Annotated in this window: 13 protein-coding genes and 1 pseudogene; 6 read left to right on the top strand and 8 right to left on the bottom strand. The window is 65.4% G+C overall.

Features of this window, described 5'->3' with window-relative positions; genetic code table 11:
• Positions 1 to 21: 21 nt before the first annotated feature.
• A complete protein-coding gene (locus SK1NUM_RS02960) occupies positions 22 to 738 on the top strand; it encodes an NUDIX hydrolase (RefSeq protein ID WP_223927761.1) in 717 nt (238 codons plus the stop codon).
• On the opposite strand, the gene SK1NUM_RS02955 is transcribed toward SK1NUM_RS02960, so the two are convergent.
• From SK1NUM_RS02955 to purS, 3 genes are all read right to left on the bottom strand, one after another.
• Positions 723 to 1,541, bottom strand: coding sequence for a Bax inhibitor-1/YccA family protein (locus tag SK1NUM_RS02955; protein ID WP_212325180.1), 819 nt, complete (start codon positions 1,539 to 1,541; stop codon positions 723 to 725). The genes SK1NUM_RS02960 and SK1NUM_RS02955 overlap by 16 nt on opposite strands.
• Before the next feature lie 99 nt (positions 1,542 to 1,640).
• On the bottom strand, positions 1,641 to 2,315 hold the full coding sequence (purQ, locus tag SK1NUM_RS02950) for a phosphoribosylformylglycinamidine synthase subunit PurQ (protein ID WP_212325172.1): 675 nt from the start codon (positions 2,313 to 2,315) through the stop codon (positions 1,641 to 1,643).
• A complete protein-coding gene (gene purS, locus SK1NUM_RS02945; RefSeq protein ID WP_212325170.1) occupies positions 2,315 to 2,554 on the bottom strand; it encodes a phosphoribosylformylglycinamidine synthase subunit PurS in 240 nt (79 codons plus the stop codon). The genes purQ and purS overlap by 1 nt, the downstream gene beginning before the upstream one ends.
• Positions 2,555 to 2,673: 119 nt before the next feature.
• On the opposite strand from purS, the gene SK1NUM_RS02940 reads away from it, so the two are divergent.
• Positions 2,674 to 3,540 (top strand): DUF2510 domain-containing protein, encoded by an 867-nt coding sequence (locus SK1NUM_RS02940; protein WP_212325168.1) that lies wholly within the window; start codon positions 2,674 to 2,676, stop codon positions 3,538 to 3,540.
• Positions 3,541 to 3,544: 4 nt separating this feature from the next.
• Here the strand turns inward: SK1NUM_RS02940 and SK1NUM_RS02935 are convergent.
• A pseudogene (locus SK1NUM_RS02935) lies at positions 3,545 to 4,390 on the bottom strand (phosphoribosylaminoimidazolesuccinocarboxamide synthase); the annotation flags it as partial.
• 63 nt (positions 4,391 to 4,453) lie between these two features.
• Between SK1NUM_RS02935 and SK1NUM_RS02930 the strand changes: the two are divergent.
• Positions 4,454 to 5,323 (top strand): acyltransferase domain-containing protein, encoded by an 870-nt coding sequence (locus tag SK1NUM_RS02930; protein ID WP_212325164.1) that lies wholly within the window; start codon positions 4,454 to 4,456, stop codon positions 5,321 to 5,323.
• A gap of 117 nt (positions 5,324 to 5,440) precedes the next feature.
• Positions 5,441 to 7,765 (top strand): ROK family protein, encoded by a 2,325-nt coding sequence (locus SK1NUM_RS02925; RefSeq protein WP_212325162.1) that lies wholly within the window; start codon positions 5,441 to 5,443, stop codon positions 7,763 to 7,765.
• Positions 7,766 to 7,767: 2 nt separating this feature from the next.
• On the opposite strand, the gene SK1NUM_RS02920 is transcribed toward SK1NUM_RS02925, so the two are convergent.
• Genes SK1NUM_RS02920 through SK1NUM_RS02905 form a run of 4 tightly spaced genes read right to left on the bottom strand, consistent with a single transcriptional unit; the run spans position 7,768 to position 12,483 of the window.
• Positions 7,768 to 9,231 carry a glycoside hydrolase family 36 protein gene (locus SK1NUM_RS02920; RefSeq protein ID WP_212325160.1) on the bottom strand — a complete coding sequence of 488 codons (1,464 nt, stop codon included), beginning with the start codon at positions 9,229 to 9,231 and terminating at the stop codon, positions 7,768 to 7,770.
• 33 nt (positions 9,232 to 9,264) lie between these two features.
• Positions 9,265 to 10,611, bottom strand: a complete 1,347-nt coding sequence (locus SK1NUM_RS02915) for an ABC transporter substrate-binding protein (protein ID WP_223927759.1) — start codon at positions 10,609 to 10,611, stop codon at positions 9,265 to 9,267.
• Positions 10,612 to 10,648: 37 nt separating this feature from the next.
• Positions 10,649 to 11,542: a carbohydrate ABC transporter permease gene (locus tag SK1NUM_RS02910; protein ID WP_212325153.1), complete on the bottom strand. Its 894-nt coding sequence runs from the start codon at positions 11,540 to 11,542 to the stop codon at positions 10,649 to 10,651.
• Positions 11,539 to 12,483, bottom strand: coding sequence for a carbohydrate ABC transporter permease (locus SK1NUM_RS02905; RefSeq protein ID WP_212325151.1), 945 nt, complete (start codon positions 12,481 to 12,483; stop codon positions 11,539 to 11,541). Before SK1NUM_RS02905 ends, SK1NUM_RS02910 begins: the two co-directional genes overlap by 4 nt.
• Before the next feature lie 190 nt (positions 12,484 to 12,673).
• On the opposite strand from SK1NUM_RS02905, the gene SK1NUM_RS02900 reads away from it, so the two are divergent.
• Both SK1NUM_RS02900 and SK1NUM_RS02895 read left to right on the top strand, forming a co-directional pair.
• Positions 12,674 to 14,191 carry a DUF4832 domain-containing protein gene (locus SK1NUM_RS02900; RefSeq protein ID WP_212325149.1) on the top strand — a complete coding sequence of 506 codons (1,518 nt, stop codon included), beginning with the start codon at positions 12,674 to 12,676 and terminating at the stop codon, positions 14,189 to 14,191.
• Between the two features lie 386 nt (positions 14,192 to 14,577).
• A complete protein-coding gene (locus SK1NUM_RS02895; RefSeq protein ID WP_212325147.1) occupies positions 14,578 to 16,056 on the top strand; it encodes a DUF4832 domain-containing protein in 1,479 nt (492 codons plus the stop codon).
• Positions 16,057 to 16,115: the final 59 nt, after the last annotated feature.

The raw sequence follows: 16,115 nt of genomic DNA, 5'->3' as shown, positions 1-16,115 counted from the left end.
AGCACCAGACAGGATGCCACGTTGCGTTTGGTCGGCTGGACGGCGCAGGGACGAGTGACCGAGCTCGTCCTCGAGCACGGGATGCATCCCGACGTCGCCCTGTATCGCGCTGGCTGGGTGGCTGAGAGGCCCCTGAGGTCGGAGTGCGCCGGCGGTGAGGTCGTGGTGGAGTTCACGGTCCGCGCCGTCACCCCGGCCGATACCCCACCGCCCGTCCGGCGAGTCGTGCACGAGGAGCCTGGGGCTGGGGAGATCCCGTTTGTTCATCAGCGGGTCGGCGCCTATGGGGTCGTGTTGTCGGACCGGGGGCTGCTGGGCACCGTCCTGTCCAAGCTCACCGGGGCGCCGGGAATCTGGGCGCTGCCGGGCGGTGGCCTGGAAGCCGGTGAGGCCCCGGAAGCCGGGCTGCTGCGTGAGGTATACGAGGAGACAGGCCAGGAGATCGTCCCCGGACGGCTCCTGTCCCTCCAGTCCGACCACTGGATCGGACGGGCTCCGGGCGGGCGCTTGGAGGACTATCACGCGCTACGGATCATCTACGCCGCACAATGCGAAACACCCAGCCGGCCTCGCGTCCTCGACCGCGGAGGGTCGACAGCGCGTGCCGGCTGGGTGTCGATTGGGGATTGGCAAAGGCTGCCCTGGACCCGAACGGCCCGGCAAGTGCTGAACCAGCACCTGCCGAGCCGCCTATCACCGGGGTCCAGGCAACCCGATGAGGGTCAATCCCTGAAGTAGGACAAGATCCGCAGGATCTCGACGTAGAGCCACACCAGGGTGACGGTGAGGCCGAAGGCTGCCCGCCACGACTCCTGGGCCGGAGCCTGCGATGCGATACCACGCTCGACATAGTCGAAATCCATCACCAGGTTGAACACGGCGAGGCACACCGCCAGGATCGAGACCCCGATGGCCAGCAGACCGGCGTTGCTACCCACCGAACGCAGGCCGGTGTTGAACCCGACCAGGTAGAGCACGAAGTTCACCAGCATCACCCCGGCGAACGCGAGGGTGGCGATGGTGACCATCTTGCGGAACTTCGCGGTGACACGGATGTTGAAGAACTTGTAGGCAGCCAGGGTCGCCGCGGCGGTGACGAACGTCGCCAGCACCGCGGAGACGACGATGCCGGGCCACTGGATCTCGAAATACTTCGAGAAGGCTCCGATGAACAGGCCCTCAAGCGCCGAATAGATCAGGACACCCGCCACTGGGACCTGTCGGCGGGCCGACACGACCAGGGAGACGATGAAAGATCCGAGGCCACCGGCGATCAGCACCGGGAGTAGAAGAGTGGTCGGCACCAGCATGAAGGTGGCTCCAGCGGCCGCGAACACCACCAGCAGGGTGATGGCGGTCTTCGCCAGGACGTCGTCCATGGTCATGACCCCACCAAGAGTCGGCTGGGGCTGCTGTTGCATGTAGCCGCCCGGGTAGCCCGGCTGCGGCTGATAGCCAGGCTGCGGCTGATAGCCGTAGGGCTGCTGATAGGCAGGCGGCTGGTTGAAAGCCGAGCTGCGACTGAATACGGGGTTCGCCATGTGGGTTCCTTCAGAATCGCGATGACTGTTGCATTCCAGTGTATGCGGTCGCACAGTCAAACCCGCAAAGGGGTATCCACTAGGGGCTGAGCACTCAGGTCACACCCGCGCCATGAGGAACTGGATCAGCGACTCGAAGAACCGGAGGCCGTCCAGCGACGCCCCAGTCAGGGCCTCGACATTGTGTTCGGGATGGGGCATCAGTCCGACGACGTTTCCCCGTTCGTTGGTGATGCCCGCAATGTCATTGGCCGACCCGTTGGGGTTGTCAAGGTAGCGGAAAACCACCTGGGCATTGTCCTCGAGGCGCCGCAGGGTGTCGGGGGCGGCCTGGTAGTTACCCTCACCGTTCTTCAAGGCGATGACGATCTCCTCACCCCTGGTGAAGCCACAGGTCCAGGTGGTGTCCACGGATTCGACGCGCAGCCTCTCGTCGCGGCAGATGAAGTGCTGGCCAGTGCTGCGGATCATGGCGCCGTCGAGGAGGTGAGCCTCACACAGCAGCTGGAAGCCATTGCAGATGCCCAGCACAGGCAGGCCCTTGCCTGCGGCGTCGATGACGGTCTCCATAACGGGGCTGAAGCGGGCGATCGCGCCACAGCGCAGATAGTCGCCGTAGGAGAAGCCGCCTGGGAGGATGACAGCATCCACGCCGTCGATGGAGTCCGACCCGTGCCACAGCGCGACGGCCTCGGCGCCACTCAGGCGGACGGCGCGCAACGCATCGTGGTCATCGAGCGACCCCGGGAAGGTGACCACACCGATGCGGACCATCAGCCAGCCACCACTTCATAGGCCTCGATGACGGTGTTGGCGAGGAGTTTCTCCGCTGCCTCGGAGATGCGCGCGAGGACCTCTGGTGTGACCTCTTCATCCACCTCGACCTCAAAACGCTTACCCTGGCGAACCGTCATCCCGTCGAATCCAAGACGTTTGAGGGCACCGGTGACGGCTTTGCCCTGGGGGTCGAGGATCTCGGGCTTGGGCATGACGTTTACGACGACACGTGGCATGGCATAAACCATATCGACAATGAGCGATTCCGGCGGGAGCTGCGCCGCTGAGGCCGGTGTGCCCAGGTGTTGTGATCGCGGCTGGATTCCCTCACCTCCTGCTCCCCTACACTTCTGCCATGTCGCAGCCTGGTTGGTATCCCGATCCTGAACATCCGGGGCAGTTCCGCTATTGGGATGGCCGCTCATGGCAAGGACCGCCGGTCTCACAGCAGGCCACCGGTTCCCGGCATGAAGCCAGCGCATCGCAAGGAAAAGCCAGGTGGGCTGCCTGGGTGCTGGCTGGGGCCGGTCTGGTCGCAGTGGCCCTGCTGGCCTGGACCGTGTTCGGCCGGGGCCTGAACCCCATAGCCGCAGACACCCAGACGGCACGACCGACGGGAAGCATCTGGGATGAGAGAGTCACCGACTCCCCCACCCCATCACCGCCCACCGAGACGAGTTCCCAGGGCGGCGACACGGTCGAGTGCCCGAGGGTCTCTGGAACCCGCGCCCAGCAGTCAGACCCCTCGAGGCTGACCGGAGGGGGCATCAGCGTCCCGGTGCCGGAGGGCTGGAGTCCCTATTCCCAGAGTTCCTACGTTCTGACCGACCACGCGGCTCTCAGCACCCCTGTACCGGGCTCGGCGCTCTGGGTCGAGACCCTCGATCTTGGCCTGGCTCCCAGGGACGCGGGTTTCACCGATCCTGCGACCACGGCCAGGCAGGTCATCGAATGCCATCTGACCAGCGCCCTGTTCCCGGGTTACGAGTCGCACGAGATCCTGAAGTCCGAGCCGGTCACCATCGACGGGCACCAGGGGCACTGGGTGCGGATCCATGCGGTCAACCCGAAATGCCCAGGCGGGGGATCCCTGACGGACAGTGTGGTCATGGATCTCGGGAATCCCAAGGGGCTGGCCGTCTACACCCTCGGCGCCGCTGACTCCGACACCGGGACGAAGACGCTGATGGACACGCTCCGCCCCCAGATCAAGGTCGGATAGACAGACCGGTCAGGCGCTCGTAGGCCTCGGCGTAACGGGCACAGGTGGCGGCGACCACGTCGTCAGGCAGCTCCGGGGGCGCCGACTTGCGGTCCCACCCGGAATCCTTGGCCAGCCAGTCACGCACATACTGCTTGTCGAAGCTGGGCAGCGACTCCCCGGGAACCCACAGCCGCGCATCCCAGAACCGCGAGGAGTCCGGGGTGAGCACCTCATCGGCCAGGACGAGGGTGCCGTCGGCGCGCCGCCCGAACTCAAGCTTGGTGTCGGCCAGGATGATGCCCCGCTCGGCCGCGATCCGCTCCGCCCGGGTGTAGATCTCCAGGGTCAGCTCTCGCAGCCGGCCAGCCAGGCCAGTGCCGTGCAGCCGGGCGATGGTCTCGAAGTCGACGTTCTCGTCGTGCTCCCCCAGGTCCGCCTTGATCGCGGGGGTGAAGATCGGCCCGGGCAGTTTGTCGCCGTCGCGCAGGCCGCCAGGCAGCGGCACCCCGCACACCGTCCGCGACTGCTGGTACTCAGCCCAGCCGGACCCGGTCAGATAGCCGCGGGCCACGCATTCCACAGGCACCATGTCCAGTCTCTCGACGACGATGGCCCGCCCCTCGGCCTCCTGCGGCACCTTGGTGGAGACCACGTGATTGGGCACGACGCCACGCAGCTGCTCGAACCACCACAGCGACAGCTGTGTCAGGACCGCCCCTTTGCCAGGGATGAGGGTGGGCAGCACATGGTCGAAGGCGGAGATGTTGTCAGTGGCCACCATCAGCACATCGCCGTCCGGCAGCGCATACATCTCGCGCACCTTCCCGGCATGGAGCAACGGCAGACCAAGCGACTCGAACTGGCTCACCACGCCAGCTTAGAGCCCAGGAGCCGCGTAGCCACCATCGCTGGATTCCCTAAGATGAATGCCGTGAAACCGCCAGAGGTGCTTGATGCACTCGCACGCGCCGACCTCACCAGGCTGGGTTTCCGGGATGCCGATGCCGCCGACTGCCGGGCGCTCATCGCCTCCCTGGCAGATGCACCGGAACGGTTCTCCAGGGTCGTGGACCTGGCCGGGAAACTCCATGCCCGCATCGGGGATTTCTTCAGTGAAGACCTGCCGGTGCGCGACGACGGCGGCCTCGCCTCCTTCGAGGAGGGCCTGGTGACGCTGCTCGCGCTGGTTGCCGTCTCGGCCCCGGTGCATGAGGCGTACGTCGCCAGGGGCATTGCCAGTGAGGCCGCCTGGCGTTCGCTGGCGGATCTCGGCCAGCAGGTGCACGTCTTCCGGGAGATCTTCGGCTTCTTCGGCTTGTGCTCACAGACCTGGTGTGTGGCGAACTTCACCGGGCGTCACCTGTGGCTGGGACGCCTGCAGTTCACCCTGGAGCAGGCGGAGGCGGCCGGCGAGTACGCCTGCGGGATTCACATCCCGGAGAGCGGCCCTCTCACCCCGTCCCTGGTCGACGAATCGCTCGCCGCAGCCCGGTACCTGGTGCCGCGAACCTATCCGGAGTACCCGGTCACAGACTTTGTCCTGCACTCCTGGATGCTGGACCCGGACTTGATGGCCTGCCTGGAGCCGGAGTCCAACCTGGCGCGGTTCGCGCGTCGCTTCAGGCTGCTCGGCGGCAGCGAGCCCGGCCTGCACGACGCACTCTTCTTCATCTTCCAGAAGGAGCCGCGCCTGCAGCCGCTGGATCTCTCCGCGCTGCCGCGGGACTCCAGCCTGCGCCGCGCCGCGCTTTCTCGCCCGCTGGAGGAGCTGAGAGTGGCAAGTGGACGGCTGGTGACCTGAGACAGCGCCGCCGGGCCAGCTGAGCCATGTCACCCAGGCCTATTTGAGCAAGAGGGTTTCTTTTCTATAGAAACCACGTACCATAAGGGTGACAACCCGCCGCCGGAGGACTTTCACATGGACCAAGATGCCAACTCGCTGGCGAGAGCAGAGCGTGCCCGACGTCTCATCCACTCGCTGCGCGCCCGCGGCGAGGCCACCCTGGCGCAACTCGCGAAGGACGCCAACATTTCCCGCCCGACGGCCAGCATCATCGTCGCCGATCTGGAGACCGAGAGGCTGGTAATACAGAGCTCCACCAGCTCCGGGGCCGGCCGGCCCGCCGCCTGCTACTCGTTCAGACCCCGGCACGGCTTCGTGGTCGCCCTGGACATCCAACGCGACGAGACATCGATCACCGCTGCGACCATCTCGGGGAAGGTGATCCACACCTCCATCACGCCCCTCGTCCAGCGTTCCCGTCAGGAGCGGCTGGAAGAGCTGTGTGACCACGTCCTGGACGTGGTCAGGAGCCTGGAGGCAGACCACGGCAAAGCGGTGTGCGGGTTCGCATCGACCACGGGCATCGTCGACGGCCAGGGAGTCATCCTGCGCAGCTACTCCGTTCCCCAGTGGCAGGATCTTCCCCTGGCCAGGGAGCTGAGCGAGCGCACCGGCATCCCCTTCCGCATCGACAACGACATCAACAGCGCCGCCTACGGCGAGTTCACCGTCCGTGTCGCCAGCGGCCGCATCAGCGTGGCAGACCCTCTGCTGCACGTCCAGGTCTTCGCGGGTTTCCGCACCGGACTGATCCTTGGCGGGGATGTCCACCACGGCCACCACTGGCACGCCGGTGAGGTCAATGACAGCTTCGACGGGGAGCTGCGGGCCCGGCTGGACACCGGTCCGGACCAGCTGGACTGGGCGCTGCGGGCGGCCACCACCATCGGAGCGGTCAGCTCTGTGATCGACCCGACGGTGGTGGTGATCTCGACGACCGACCTCAGGGACAAGGCCTCGGCGGCCCAGGTGTGGGAGTATCTCAAGGAGATGCGGCTGCCCACCGCACCCAAGCTGACCATGGAGGACGACCAGCTGGGCGGGGCCGCCTCATCGGTCGGTGCCCTGTCGCTGGCGCTGCGTGACGCCGAGACGCATTTCCTGCACGCCCGGACCGGGCACCCTGTGGCGGCCACCGGGCTGGATAAGGTCATCAGCACGCACCAGGTATTCAACGATCAGCGCAAGGCCGAGGCCCACCGGCACGCCGTCGTGATCTCGGAACCCCTGCGTATCGGGGTGATCGGCCTTGGGATGCGGTCCCAGCTGGTCCGGCATGCCGAGTCTGCCCAGAACAAGGCGGTGATCGTCGGAGCCTGCGACCCCGATCCGGTCGCGGCCACGCGGGTGCAGCAGCTGCTGGGCAAGCAGCCCGAGGACTGCCCCGTGGTGCGCACCGTACGTGAGCTCATCGAGACCGGGCTCGGGGCCGCGTTCGTGACGTCACCGGACGACACCCACGAGGCAGCCGCCGTGGAGCTGCTCGAGGCAGGCATCCCCGTCTACCTGGAGAAACCGATCGCCATCACGATCGAGGGCAGCGCGAGCATCCTCCACGCCGCCCGTGACAGCCACACCCGCCTATACGTCGGGCACAACATGCGGCACATGTCGTTCGTCAGGCAGCTGCGCCAGCTCATCCAGGACGACGCCATCGGCGAGGTGCAGAGTATCTGGTGCCGTCACTTCGTCGGCAACGGCGGGGACTACTACTTCAAGGACTGGCACGCCGACCGCAGCCATTCCAATGGGCTGCTGCTCCAGAAGGCCGCGCACGACATCGACGTGATGCACTGGCTGGCCGGCTCAGAGGCAGAGGACGTGGTCGGCATGGGTTCCCTGATGATCTACGGGAAGCTGCAGTCACGTACCGGCCAGGGCCAGGCCCTAATGCAGGACTGGTTCTCGCTGGACAACTGGCCCCCCGAGTCGCTGACCGGTCTCAATCCCACGATCGACGTGGAGGACCTGTCGATGCTGATGATGCGGATGCGCTCCGGGGTGCTGGCCTCCTACCAGCAGTGCCACTTTTCCCCCGACTACTGGCGTAACTACACCGTCATCGGGTCGCGGGGACGGCTTGAGAACTTCGGCGATGGCGACGGCGGCGTGATCCGGCTGTGGAACCGGCGTAGCTTCTACAACGCCGACGGCGACGAGCAGTTCCCGATCGAGGGCGACCGGGACGGGCATGATGACGCCGACGCGCTGACGGTGGCGGAGTTCCTACGGTTCGTGCGCACGGGTGCACCCACCGACACGTCGCCGCTGAGCGCCTGGTATGCCGTGGCGTGTGGGGTCCAGGCCACCGAAAGTCTGCGTGAGGGATCGCTCCCGAAGATGGTCCCCGTCCTGCCCCCGGACCTGGTCAACTACTTCCGCAACAACCAGCGCGACTGAGGTCACAGCGCGTAGCGGCTGGCGGCGCCTCGGAGCGCCGGCGCGAAGTCGACCTCGCGGTCACCGATCAGGAACCGGTGGCGCCCAAGACGCCGGGTCCCGGGTAGGGGTCCCAGGTAGCGGCGCAGGTCGTCGCGTTCGGCGTCGGTGAGCCAGCTGGGCGGGTCGGACAGGGCGCGGAAGCCCGACAGGGTCGCAGCATCCCTCAGCCACTGCAGCTGCTGGTCGCTGAGCAGGTTACGCGCATGCCGCGCGAAGACGACGTCAGGGTCGAGGCCGATCAGGCCACGCAGCCACAGCCGCTCCACACCGTTGCGCAGCGCGTTGAGGGCCAGCGCATCGGAGGGGTCGTCCGTGGCGTAGTTGGTCCACATCGGGGCCACGTCCGGGCCGGTGCGCACCGCATCAAGGATCCCCAGCGAGGCGAACAGCGGCGCCCCCGAGCCGAGCAGGAAGGTCTCCTCGCCCGCGGTGTCGCGGATGACGTGGATCGCCGCGCGGTAGACGGCCTCCCGGTCTGCCGGCGACGCGTGCCGGCCGGGCACGGCCGCGGCTTGCAGGAAGTCCAGCTTCAGGTAGCTGTATCCCCAGTCCTCGACGGCGGTGTGGATGAGCTCAGCCAGCCGCTCGCGGGCATCGGCTCGGGTGTAGTCGTAAGTGAAATAGCTGACTCCCCAGTTCTCGCCCGCGGTCACGAGGTCACCGGAGGCGTCGGTGAGCAGCATCTGCCGGTGCGCCCGGAAAGCCTCAGAGCCCGGCAAGACGATGAACGGGGCAAGCCACAGCCCGGCACACAAGCCGAGGCCGCGGCAGGTCCTCACGATCTCCGCCATGCCCGCGGGAAACTTGTCGTTCGGCTCCCAGTCGCCGACGACGCGCTGCCACCCGTCGTCGACCTGGAAGGTGTCAAAACCAAGGCCGGGCAGCTCCGGCAGGATGCTGTCAAAGGCCTGGCGGGAGATGTCCTCGTAGAGGGAATACCACGACGACCAGACGGTGCCGGGGTCGCGGTCGCGGGCCCCATAGTGGTCCTGCAGCAGCGCCCGGTAGCGCTCGAAGACCTGAAGCTCTGGCCCTTCCAGCAGCACCCAGCGGCCGGGCCGCCCGGTCTCGGTCCAGCCGCTGAGCACGTCGAGGTCGGCGTGCAGGCGGGGGGTGTCGCCCTCGAGCGCGCCCAGCAGCAGGGACCGTTCCCCGTCGGCAAGGGCCAGCAGCCAGGACGAGTGGTGGCGGACGGGGTCGTCCCAGCGGGGGTCGTCGGCGGTGTTGCGGCGCACCGGGTTCGCGATCCGCAGCGGGCTCTCCACCAGGTCCCGCCACCCGGCCGGGGACCACGAGTTGTGCCCCGAGCGATAGGCCTGGGCCCCGGGCCCCATGCCGTGCAGCAGCGCCACCCGCGGCGCGTCGAAGTAGGTCTCCCTCACCTCGGGCGATGGGCAGCTGTCAGCCGGCATGGGGTCACTCACCGGGAATCCTCACCTATCCGTTATCCGTCGTCGTCACTTGTAGAGCGCCTCGGCGTCCTCGTTGGCCTTGGTCAGAGTCGTCTGCGGATCGGCGCCGTCGGCGATCTTCCACATGGCGTCCTGGATGATCTCGTCCAGCTCATTGCCCTTGTTGAACAGCGGCACGGGGTAGGTCTGACCTGCGGAGACCATGTCGACGAACGGGGCGGGGTCGTAGCCCTTCTCCTTGTAGGCCTGCATGGCGATCTCGGTGGAGGACTTGAGCGCAGGGAAGACGCGGGCGCCCTTGGCGACCTGGTCCTGGCACTCAGCCGAGCCGAGGTATTTGACCCACTCGAAGGCCTGCTCCGGGTGTTTGGTGCCCGACCAGATCGCGTCGGAGAGCCCGTTGGTGGCGGTGAAACGACCGGCAGGCCCGGTGGGCAGCTTGGCGTAGCCGAACTTCACCGGCGACGAGGGGTCGAGGTAGGAGGCCATGGTCCAGGACCCCTGGATGGTGGAGGCCACGGTGCCGTTCTTCATGACAGCGTCGGTGCCCAGTGACGACTGCTGGTCGAATCGCGGGGCTAGCCCGTCCTGGATCAGCTTCTGCAGCCAGCTGGCCGTCTGCACCATCTGGGGTTTGGCGTAGTTGAACTGCGCCGGGATACCGTCCTTCTGATCGGAGTAGGTGAACCCGTTGGAATAGGCGAAGTTGCCCCAGCCGTTCTGGCCGACCGCGCCATCGGCCCACTCGGGGTAGTAGCCGTAGGTCTTGACGTTGTTCTTGTCGAAGGCGGGGTCGTTGGCGTTGCGGCCACTGGTGTCGACGGTCGTGGCGCGGATGAACTCGCCGAGGGTGCCGCCGTCCTCGGGGTTCCAGGTCAGGCTGTTCATCTTCTCAGCGGTGAATCCGGCGGCCTCGGCCATCTCGACGTTGTACAGCAGGCCGACCGCGTCCCAGTCCTTGGGGATTCCGTAGCGTTTGCCGTCGAGGACCCAGCGCTCCGGGAAGCCCTCGGCGTACTGGCTGAAGTCGATGCCGGCCTTCTCGATCCGGTCGGTCAGGTCCAAGATCTGCTGGTTCTCCACGAACTGCGGGTAGTGGGAGACGTCGTCGGTGAACACGTCTGGGGCGGACCCCGAGGCGATCTGCGTGGTCAGGTTCTGCCAGTACTGGCCCCAGGCGGTCTGGGTGATCTCGATCTTGATGTTCGGGTTCTTCGCGGTGAACGCATCCGCGCACTGCTGGTAGAGCGGAAGCTGGTTGTCATCCCACAGCCAGTACTGGAGGGTGACGGACTCACCGTCAGAGCCGCTGCCAGAGTTCCCGCCGCACGCCCCCATCGCCAGGGTGAGGGCGATGGCCCCGAATGCGGCGGTGATCTTCCGAAGTGACATCAGAACTCCTTTGTTTCCTAGTGCCGATCCCGGGGAACTACTTGTTCCCCGAGAAGCTGAGTGACTGGACGAGCTGCTTGCCCAGGAAGACGAGGATGAGCAGGGCAGGCAGCACGGACAGCGTCGAGCCGGCCATCAGCCCGGTCCAGTCGGGGGCGGTGTTGGGCGACTGCTGCTGGAACACCCCAAGCGCGACGGTCAGCAGCCGGGTGTGTTCCTCACGCCCAACCACCAGCGGCCAGAGATAATCCTTCCACATCCCGACGAAGGTGATCAGGATCATGGTGGCGATCGGCCCGAGGTTCATGGGGATCGCGATCCGGGCGAAACGCGCCAGCGGACCCAGGCCGTCGAGCATGGCGGCTTCCTCCACCTCCTGCGGCATAGATAGGAAGAACTGGCGCAGGAAGAAGATCGCGAACGGCGTCATGAGCATCGACGGCAGCATCATGCCGCCCATCGTGTTCATCATCCCAAGGTCGCGGATCAGGGTGAAGTTGGGAAGCAGGGTAAAGATGCCGGGGATCATGAGCCCGCCGATGATGATCAGGAACAGGACGTCGCGGCCCCAGAACTGCAGCCGCGCGAAGGCATAGGCCGCCCCGGCGCAGGCCAGGGTCTGGATGACGGCGATCCCGCCGGCGTAGATGATCGAGTTGAGGGTATAAAGCGGAAAGTTGATGGTGGCCCCGCTGCCGCCGGCCGCGATCGCCTCCTGGCGGGACACCAGCCCCAGCACCCGTTCAAAGTTGATGAGGGTGGGGTGCGAGGGCCACAGCTGACCGGAGTCGGCCACCAGCTCCGCCGCCGGCGTCAGGGCGGTGCGCACCATCCAGTAGAACGGGAAGACCGTGCCGGCCAGGGCGATGACCAGCATCAGCCACGCGAACGCCCGTCCGGGCCGCAGGGTCCTGTGGTGGCGGGCGTTCATGACAGATCCGATCGGTTGGCGCGCAGCAGGCGCAGTTGTATCAGAGTGAGGACCGCGAGGATCACGGCGAGGACGAGGGCGATCGCCGAGGCATAACCCATCTTCATGAAATTGAACGCCTGCTGGTAGATGTAGTAGTAGATGACCCGCACCTCGGGGATGGGCTTGTTCCCGTAACCGACCTGGACCAGGTCGAACACCTGGAAAGACCCGATCAGCGAGACGATCACCACCAGGGCGATGACGGGCCGGATTAGCGGCAGCGTGATCTTGAAGAACATGGTGGTCTCGCTGGCTCCGTCGATGGCCCCAGCTTCGTAGTACTCCGTCGGCACCTGCATCATGCCGGCGAACAGCAGCAACGCCGTGTACCCGACGCCTGACCAGATGCCGATCAGGATGATGATGCCAAGTGCCGCATCGCTGTTGTAGAAGGTGAAGTTGACCAGGAAGTCCATGCTGGTGGCCTTGCCTATGGCGTCCAGCACGCCCTTGAGATAGCCGACGTTGGCGTCGAGCAGCCAGGCCCAGATGAGGGCGATCGCCACGTTGGGCACGAGCCACGGCAGGAGCAGGCCGGCGCGCACCCAGGTCTTGGTGCGCAGGCGCTGCATGAGAGCCGCCAGCAGCATCGCCAGGACCAGTGAGATCACGACGCTCCCCACCGCGAAGACCACCGTGATCTGCAGGGACCTCCAGACCTGGCCGTCCTTCAGGACCGCCTCGAAGTTGGCGCCGCCGACGAACTTGCCCTGGCTGAGGAGGTTGTAGTCGGTGACCGAGTAGCCAAAGCCGCGGACCGCCGGGTAGATCCAGAAGACCAGGAAACCCAGGAGGGCTGGGGCGAGCAGGATGATGGCGGCAAGGCCATGACCTCGGGTCGCTGGAGAAGTGCGTCTTCTCACCCGGGGTGCAGCGGACGCTGACGGTGTTGAGTTCATTCGGGTCCTTTCCGACTCTGGACCGACTCCCGAAGGTAGCGCGTATATTGAAGCAGTCTTTCCATAACTAAGTCAACGGGTTGCGTAATGATATGTGGTAAAGGGACCTGGCAGGACAGACCCGATGGCGTCGTAGCGTGAGAATCAACACCGGCTCTTCCAGAGCCGGCCCTCCTAGGCAAGGAGAGCCATGCTGAAACTTCGTATCGCTACCACGGCCGCCATCGCGGCCCTGACACTGACTGCGACGCTGGCGCCGGCCCACGCCGATGACCAGACGGGATGGCAGCCGCTTGAGACGACAGCCGCCCGCGCCGACAATCCCCTCAAGGGCTTCATACCGTTTGAGTACCAGGCTGGCAACCACAAGAGCGAGTTCTCCCACACGATGGAATTCTTCTACCTGCCGCTCAAGGCGGTGGTCACAGGCGAGGGAAGCTACGACTGGAGCCAGTTCGAGACCGAGCTGGAGGCCATCTCGTCGCGCGGGCACCAGGCCGCGTTCCGCTTCTACCTGGACCATCCGGGCAGGCAGACGGGGGTGCCCGACTATCTCCTCGGCCCCGGCGGGATCGACCAATCGCGGAAGTACACCGCGTATAACAACAACAATGTCAGCTTTTCACCCGACTACAGTGATCCGCGGATACAGTCGCTGATGAAGAACTTCGTCGCCGCGCTCGGCAAGAAGTATGACGGCGATCCGCGCATCGGGTTCATCACCACCGGGCTGATCGGATTCTGGGGCGAGCAGCACACCACGCCCATGAATGGCAGGGTGAGCGCCGACAACCCCAACGGCGAGAACTGGATGCCACCCCGTGACGTCGAGCTGAGCGTCTACCGGGCCTGGGACCAGGCCTTCAACGCGACGAAGCTGCTGAACCGCAGCCCCGCCAAGGACCTGAGCGACATGAACGTGGGGTTCCACGACGACTCCTTCGCCTATTCGACGCTGCCCACCGCCGCGTGGCACTTCCTGAGCTACATGCAGGAGGCGGGGCTCAGCAACCGCTGGCAGACGGAGGCCATCGGCGGCGAGATCCAGCCCCCGGTCCAGATGTGCGTCTTCGACGAGTCGGTACCCTGCGAGGAAGGCAAGCAGGCTGAGAACTTCGACGAGGCCCTCCAGGGCACCCACGCATCATGGCTGATGGTTCGCCGGGCCTGGGATCCCGGGTATACCGGAGCCGCACTGGAAAAGGCGAAGGCGGCGCATGCTTCGCTTGGTTATGACTTCGCCGCCACCGAATCCCGGATCCAAAACACCAACGGCACAACCACAGTCTCACTGAAAATCACCAACCGCGGCGTCGCACCCTTCTACTACAACTGGCCCGTAGAATTCTCCATCCTGGACGCCAACGGCACAGCAGTAGCAACACAGAAAGTCGATGCAAACCTGCCCAGTCTTCTGCCCGGCCAGACCGCCGAGCTGACCGCCGCCCTCCCCACGGCCGAAGGAACAGTCGCAGTGCGGATCCCCAACGCCATGCAAGGCGGCGCCCCCATCAAATTCGCCAACACCACACAAGACACCACCCACCCCGGCTACCTCACCCTAGGAACCACCAAGACGAGCCCGACACCAGCCGCGACCTCATCGGCATCGTCGGCCCCACCGTCACGAGACCCGAATTCAGCCATCGGCCTACCGAACACCGGGTTGCCCGACCTGCTGCACCCGTCAGCGCAGGGGCGACAGTGAATACAACAAAATGACAAGGTGCGTCGTCCCAGGAATAGGGCGGCGCACCTCTTCTTCGCGTTCTTCGCACTGACGCCCAGGCGCCATATTCATGGCCCGGCTGACGTGGAGGTTCCGCCGCCACACGGGGGTGGTCTCGCAGGACACGGGTCTGAGAACCGGCTGCGCGACCGCGGCCTCAGGGCAGCTGGCCTGAAGTACAGCGAACCCCGGCGGCAGGCCCCTCCGGCTTCGTGCCATCCCCTGGGCGCCGCCATATCGCAGCACCCTTTTTCATATTAAATCAGTGCATTGCGTAAGACCGCGGAGTGTGACCCGCTGGCCAGGTACGCTCTGAGAAATCCCACGCCGAGGACGACGTTGAAAACCCACGGATAGGAGAGCCAATGATGAGACTTCGCACCATCGCCGTGGCTGCGGTCACGGCTCTTTCCCTCACAACCACGCTGGCCCCCGCGCACGCCGAGGAGCAGGCGGCCTGGCAGCCGCTTGAGACGACGGCTGCCCGGACGGACAATCCCCTCAAGGGGTTCATGCCCTTCGGCCAGCAGCTCGACCACAATGCCACCAATTTTCCCTACACGATGGAGTGGTTCTACCTGCCGCTGAATGCGGTGGTCAAAGGTGAGAAGAACTATGACTGGTCCCAGTTCGAGACCGAGCTGGAGGCCATCAAGTCGCGCGGGCACCAGGCCGCGTTCCGCTTCTACCTGGACTATCCCGGCGAGAAGACCGGGGTGCCGGACTATCTCCTCGGTCCCGGCGGTATCGACCAGTCCCGTCGTTATGATTTTTTCGATAATAAAGGCATTAGTTTCTCCCCCGATTACAACGACCAGCGGGTGCAGGCCCTGATGAAGGATTTCGTCGCTGCGCTTGGCAAGAAGTATGACGGCGATCCGCGCATCGGGTTCATCACCACCGGGCTGATCGGGTTCTGGGGCGAGCAGCACACCTACCCGATGAATGGCATCGCCGACGCGGCCGCCGGCAACCCGGACGGCGCCAACTGGATGCCCAGCCGCGACGTCGAGCTGAGCGTCTACCGGGCCTGGGATGCGGCGTTCAACACCACCAGGCTGGAGAACCGCAACCCACGCGATGGACTGGAGGACATCGCAGTCGGCTTCCACGACGACTCCTTCGCCGTCTCGACGCTGCCCACCGTCGACTGGCACTTCCTCAGCCAGATGAACAAGAACGGCCTGGGCGACCGGTGGAAGACCGAGTCCATCGGTGGGGAGATCCAGCCGCCGATCCAGCAGTGTGTCTTCGAGGGGCCCGGCAGCTGCAAGGACACCGTCGCGGAGGACTTCAACGAGGCAGTGAAGTCATCCCACGTGACCTGGCTGATGAACCAGCAGGCCTACACGACCGGTTATACGGGCACTGAGCTGAACAATGCCCTGGCGGCGCATGCTTCGCTTGGTTATGACTTCGCCGCCACCGAATCCCGGATCCAAAACACCAACAGCACAACCACAGTCTCACTAAAAATCACCAACCGCGGCGTCGCACCCTTCTACTACAACTGGCCCGTAGAATTCTCCATCCTGGACGCCAACGGCACAGCAGTAGCAACACAGAAAGTCGATGCAAACCTGCCGAGCCTCCTCCCAGGCCAGACCACCGAACTCACCACCACCCTCCCCACAGCCGAAGGAACAGTCGCAGTACGAATCCCCAACACCATGCAAGGCGGCGCCCCCATCAAATTCGCCAACACCACACAAGACACCACCTACCCCGGCTACCTCACCCTAGGAACCACCAAGACGGCTCCCGCCCTGAGCGGCTCCACGGAGTCGACGAGTTCACTGGTCAGCCTGCCGAACACCGGCCGACTCTCGCCTTCCCCCAGGTAGGATCCCTCAAGCAGGATCTCACGATGCCGTCCCGGGAAGTTCTCCCGGGACGGCACCTC

This window comes from Arachnia rubra (assembly GCF_019973735.1).
GTDB classification, from domain to species: Bacteria; Actinomycetota; Actinomycetes; order Propionibacteriales; family Propionibacteriaceae; genus Arachnia; species Arachnia rubra.
Note: the sequence above shows the minus strand (reverse complement) of the source record. Positions and strands in the feature narration are given on the sequence as shown.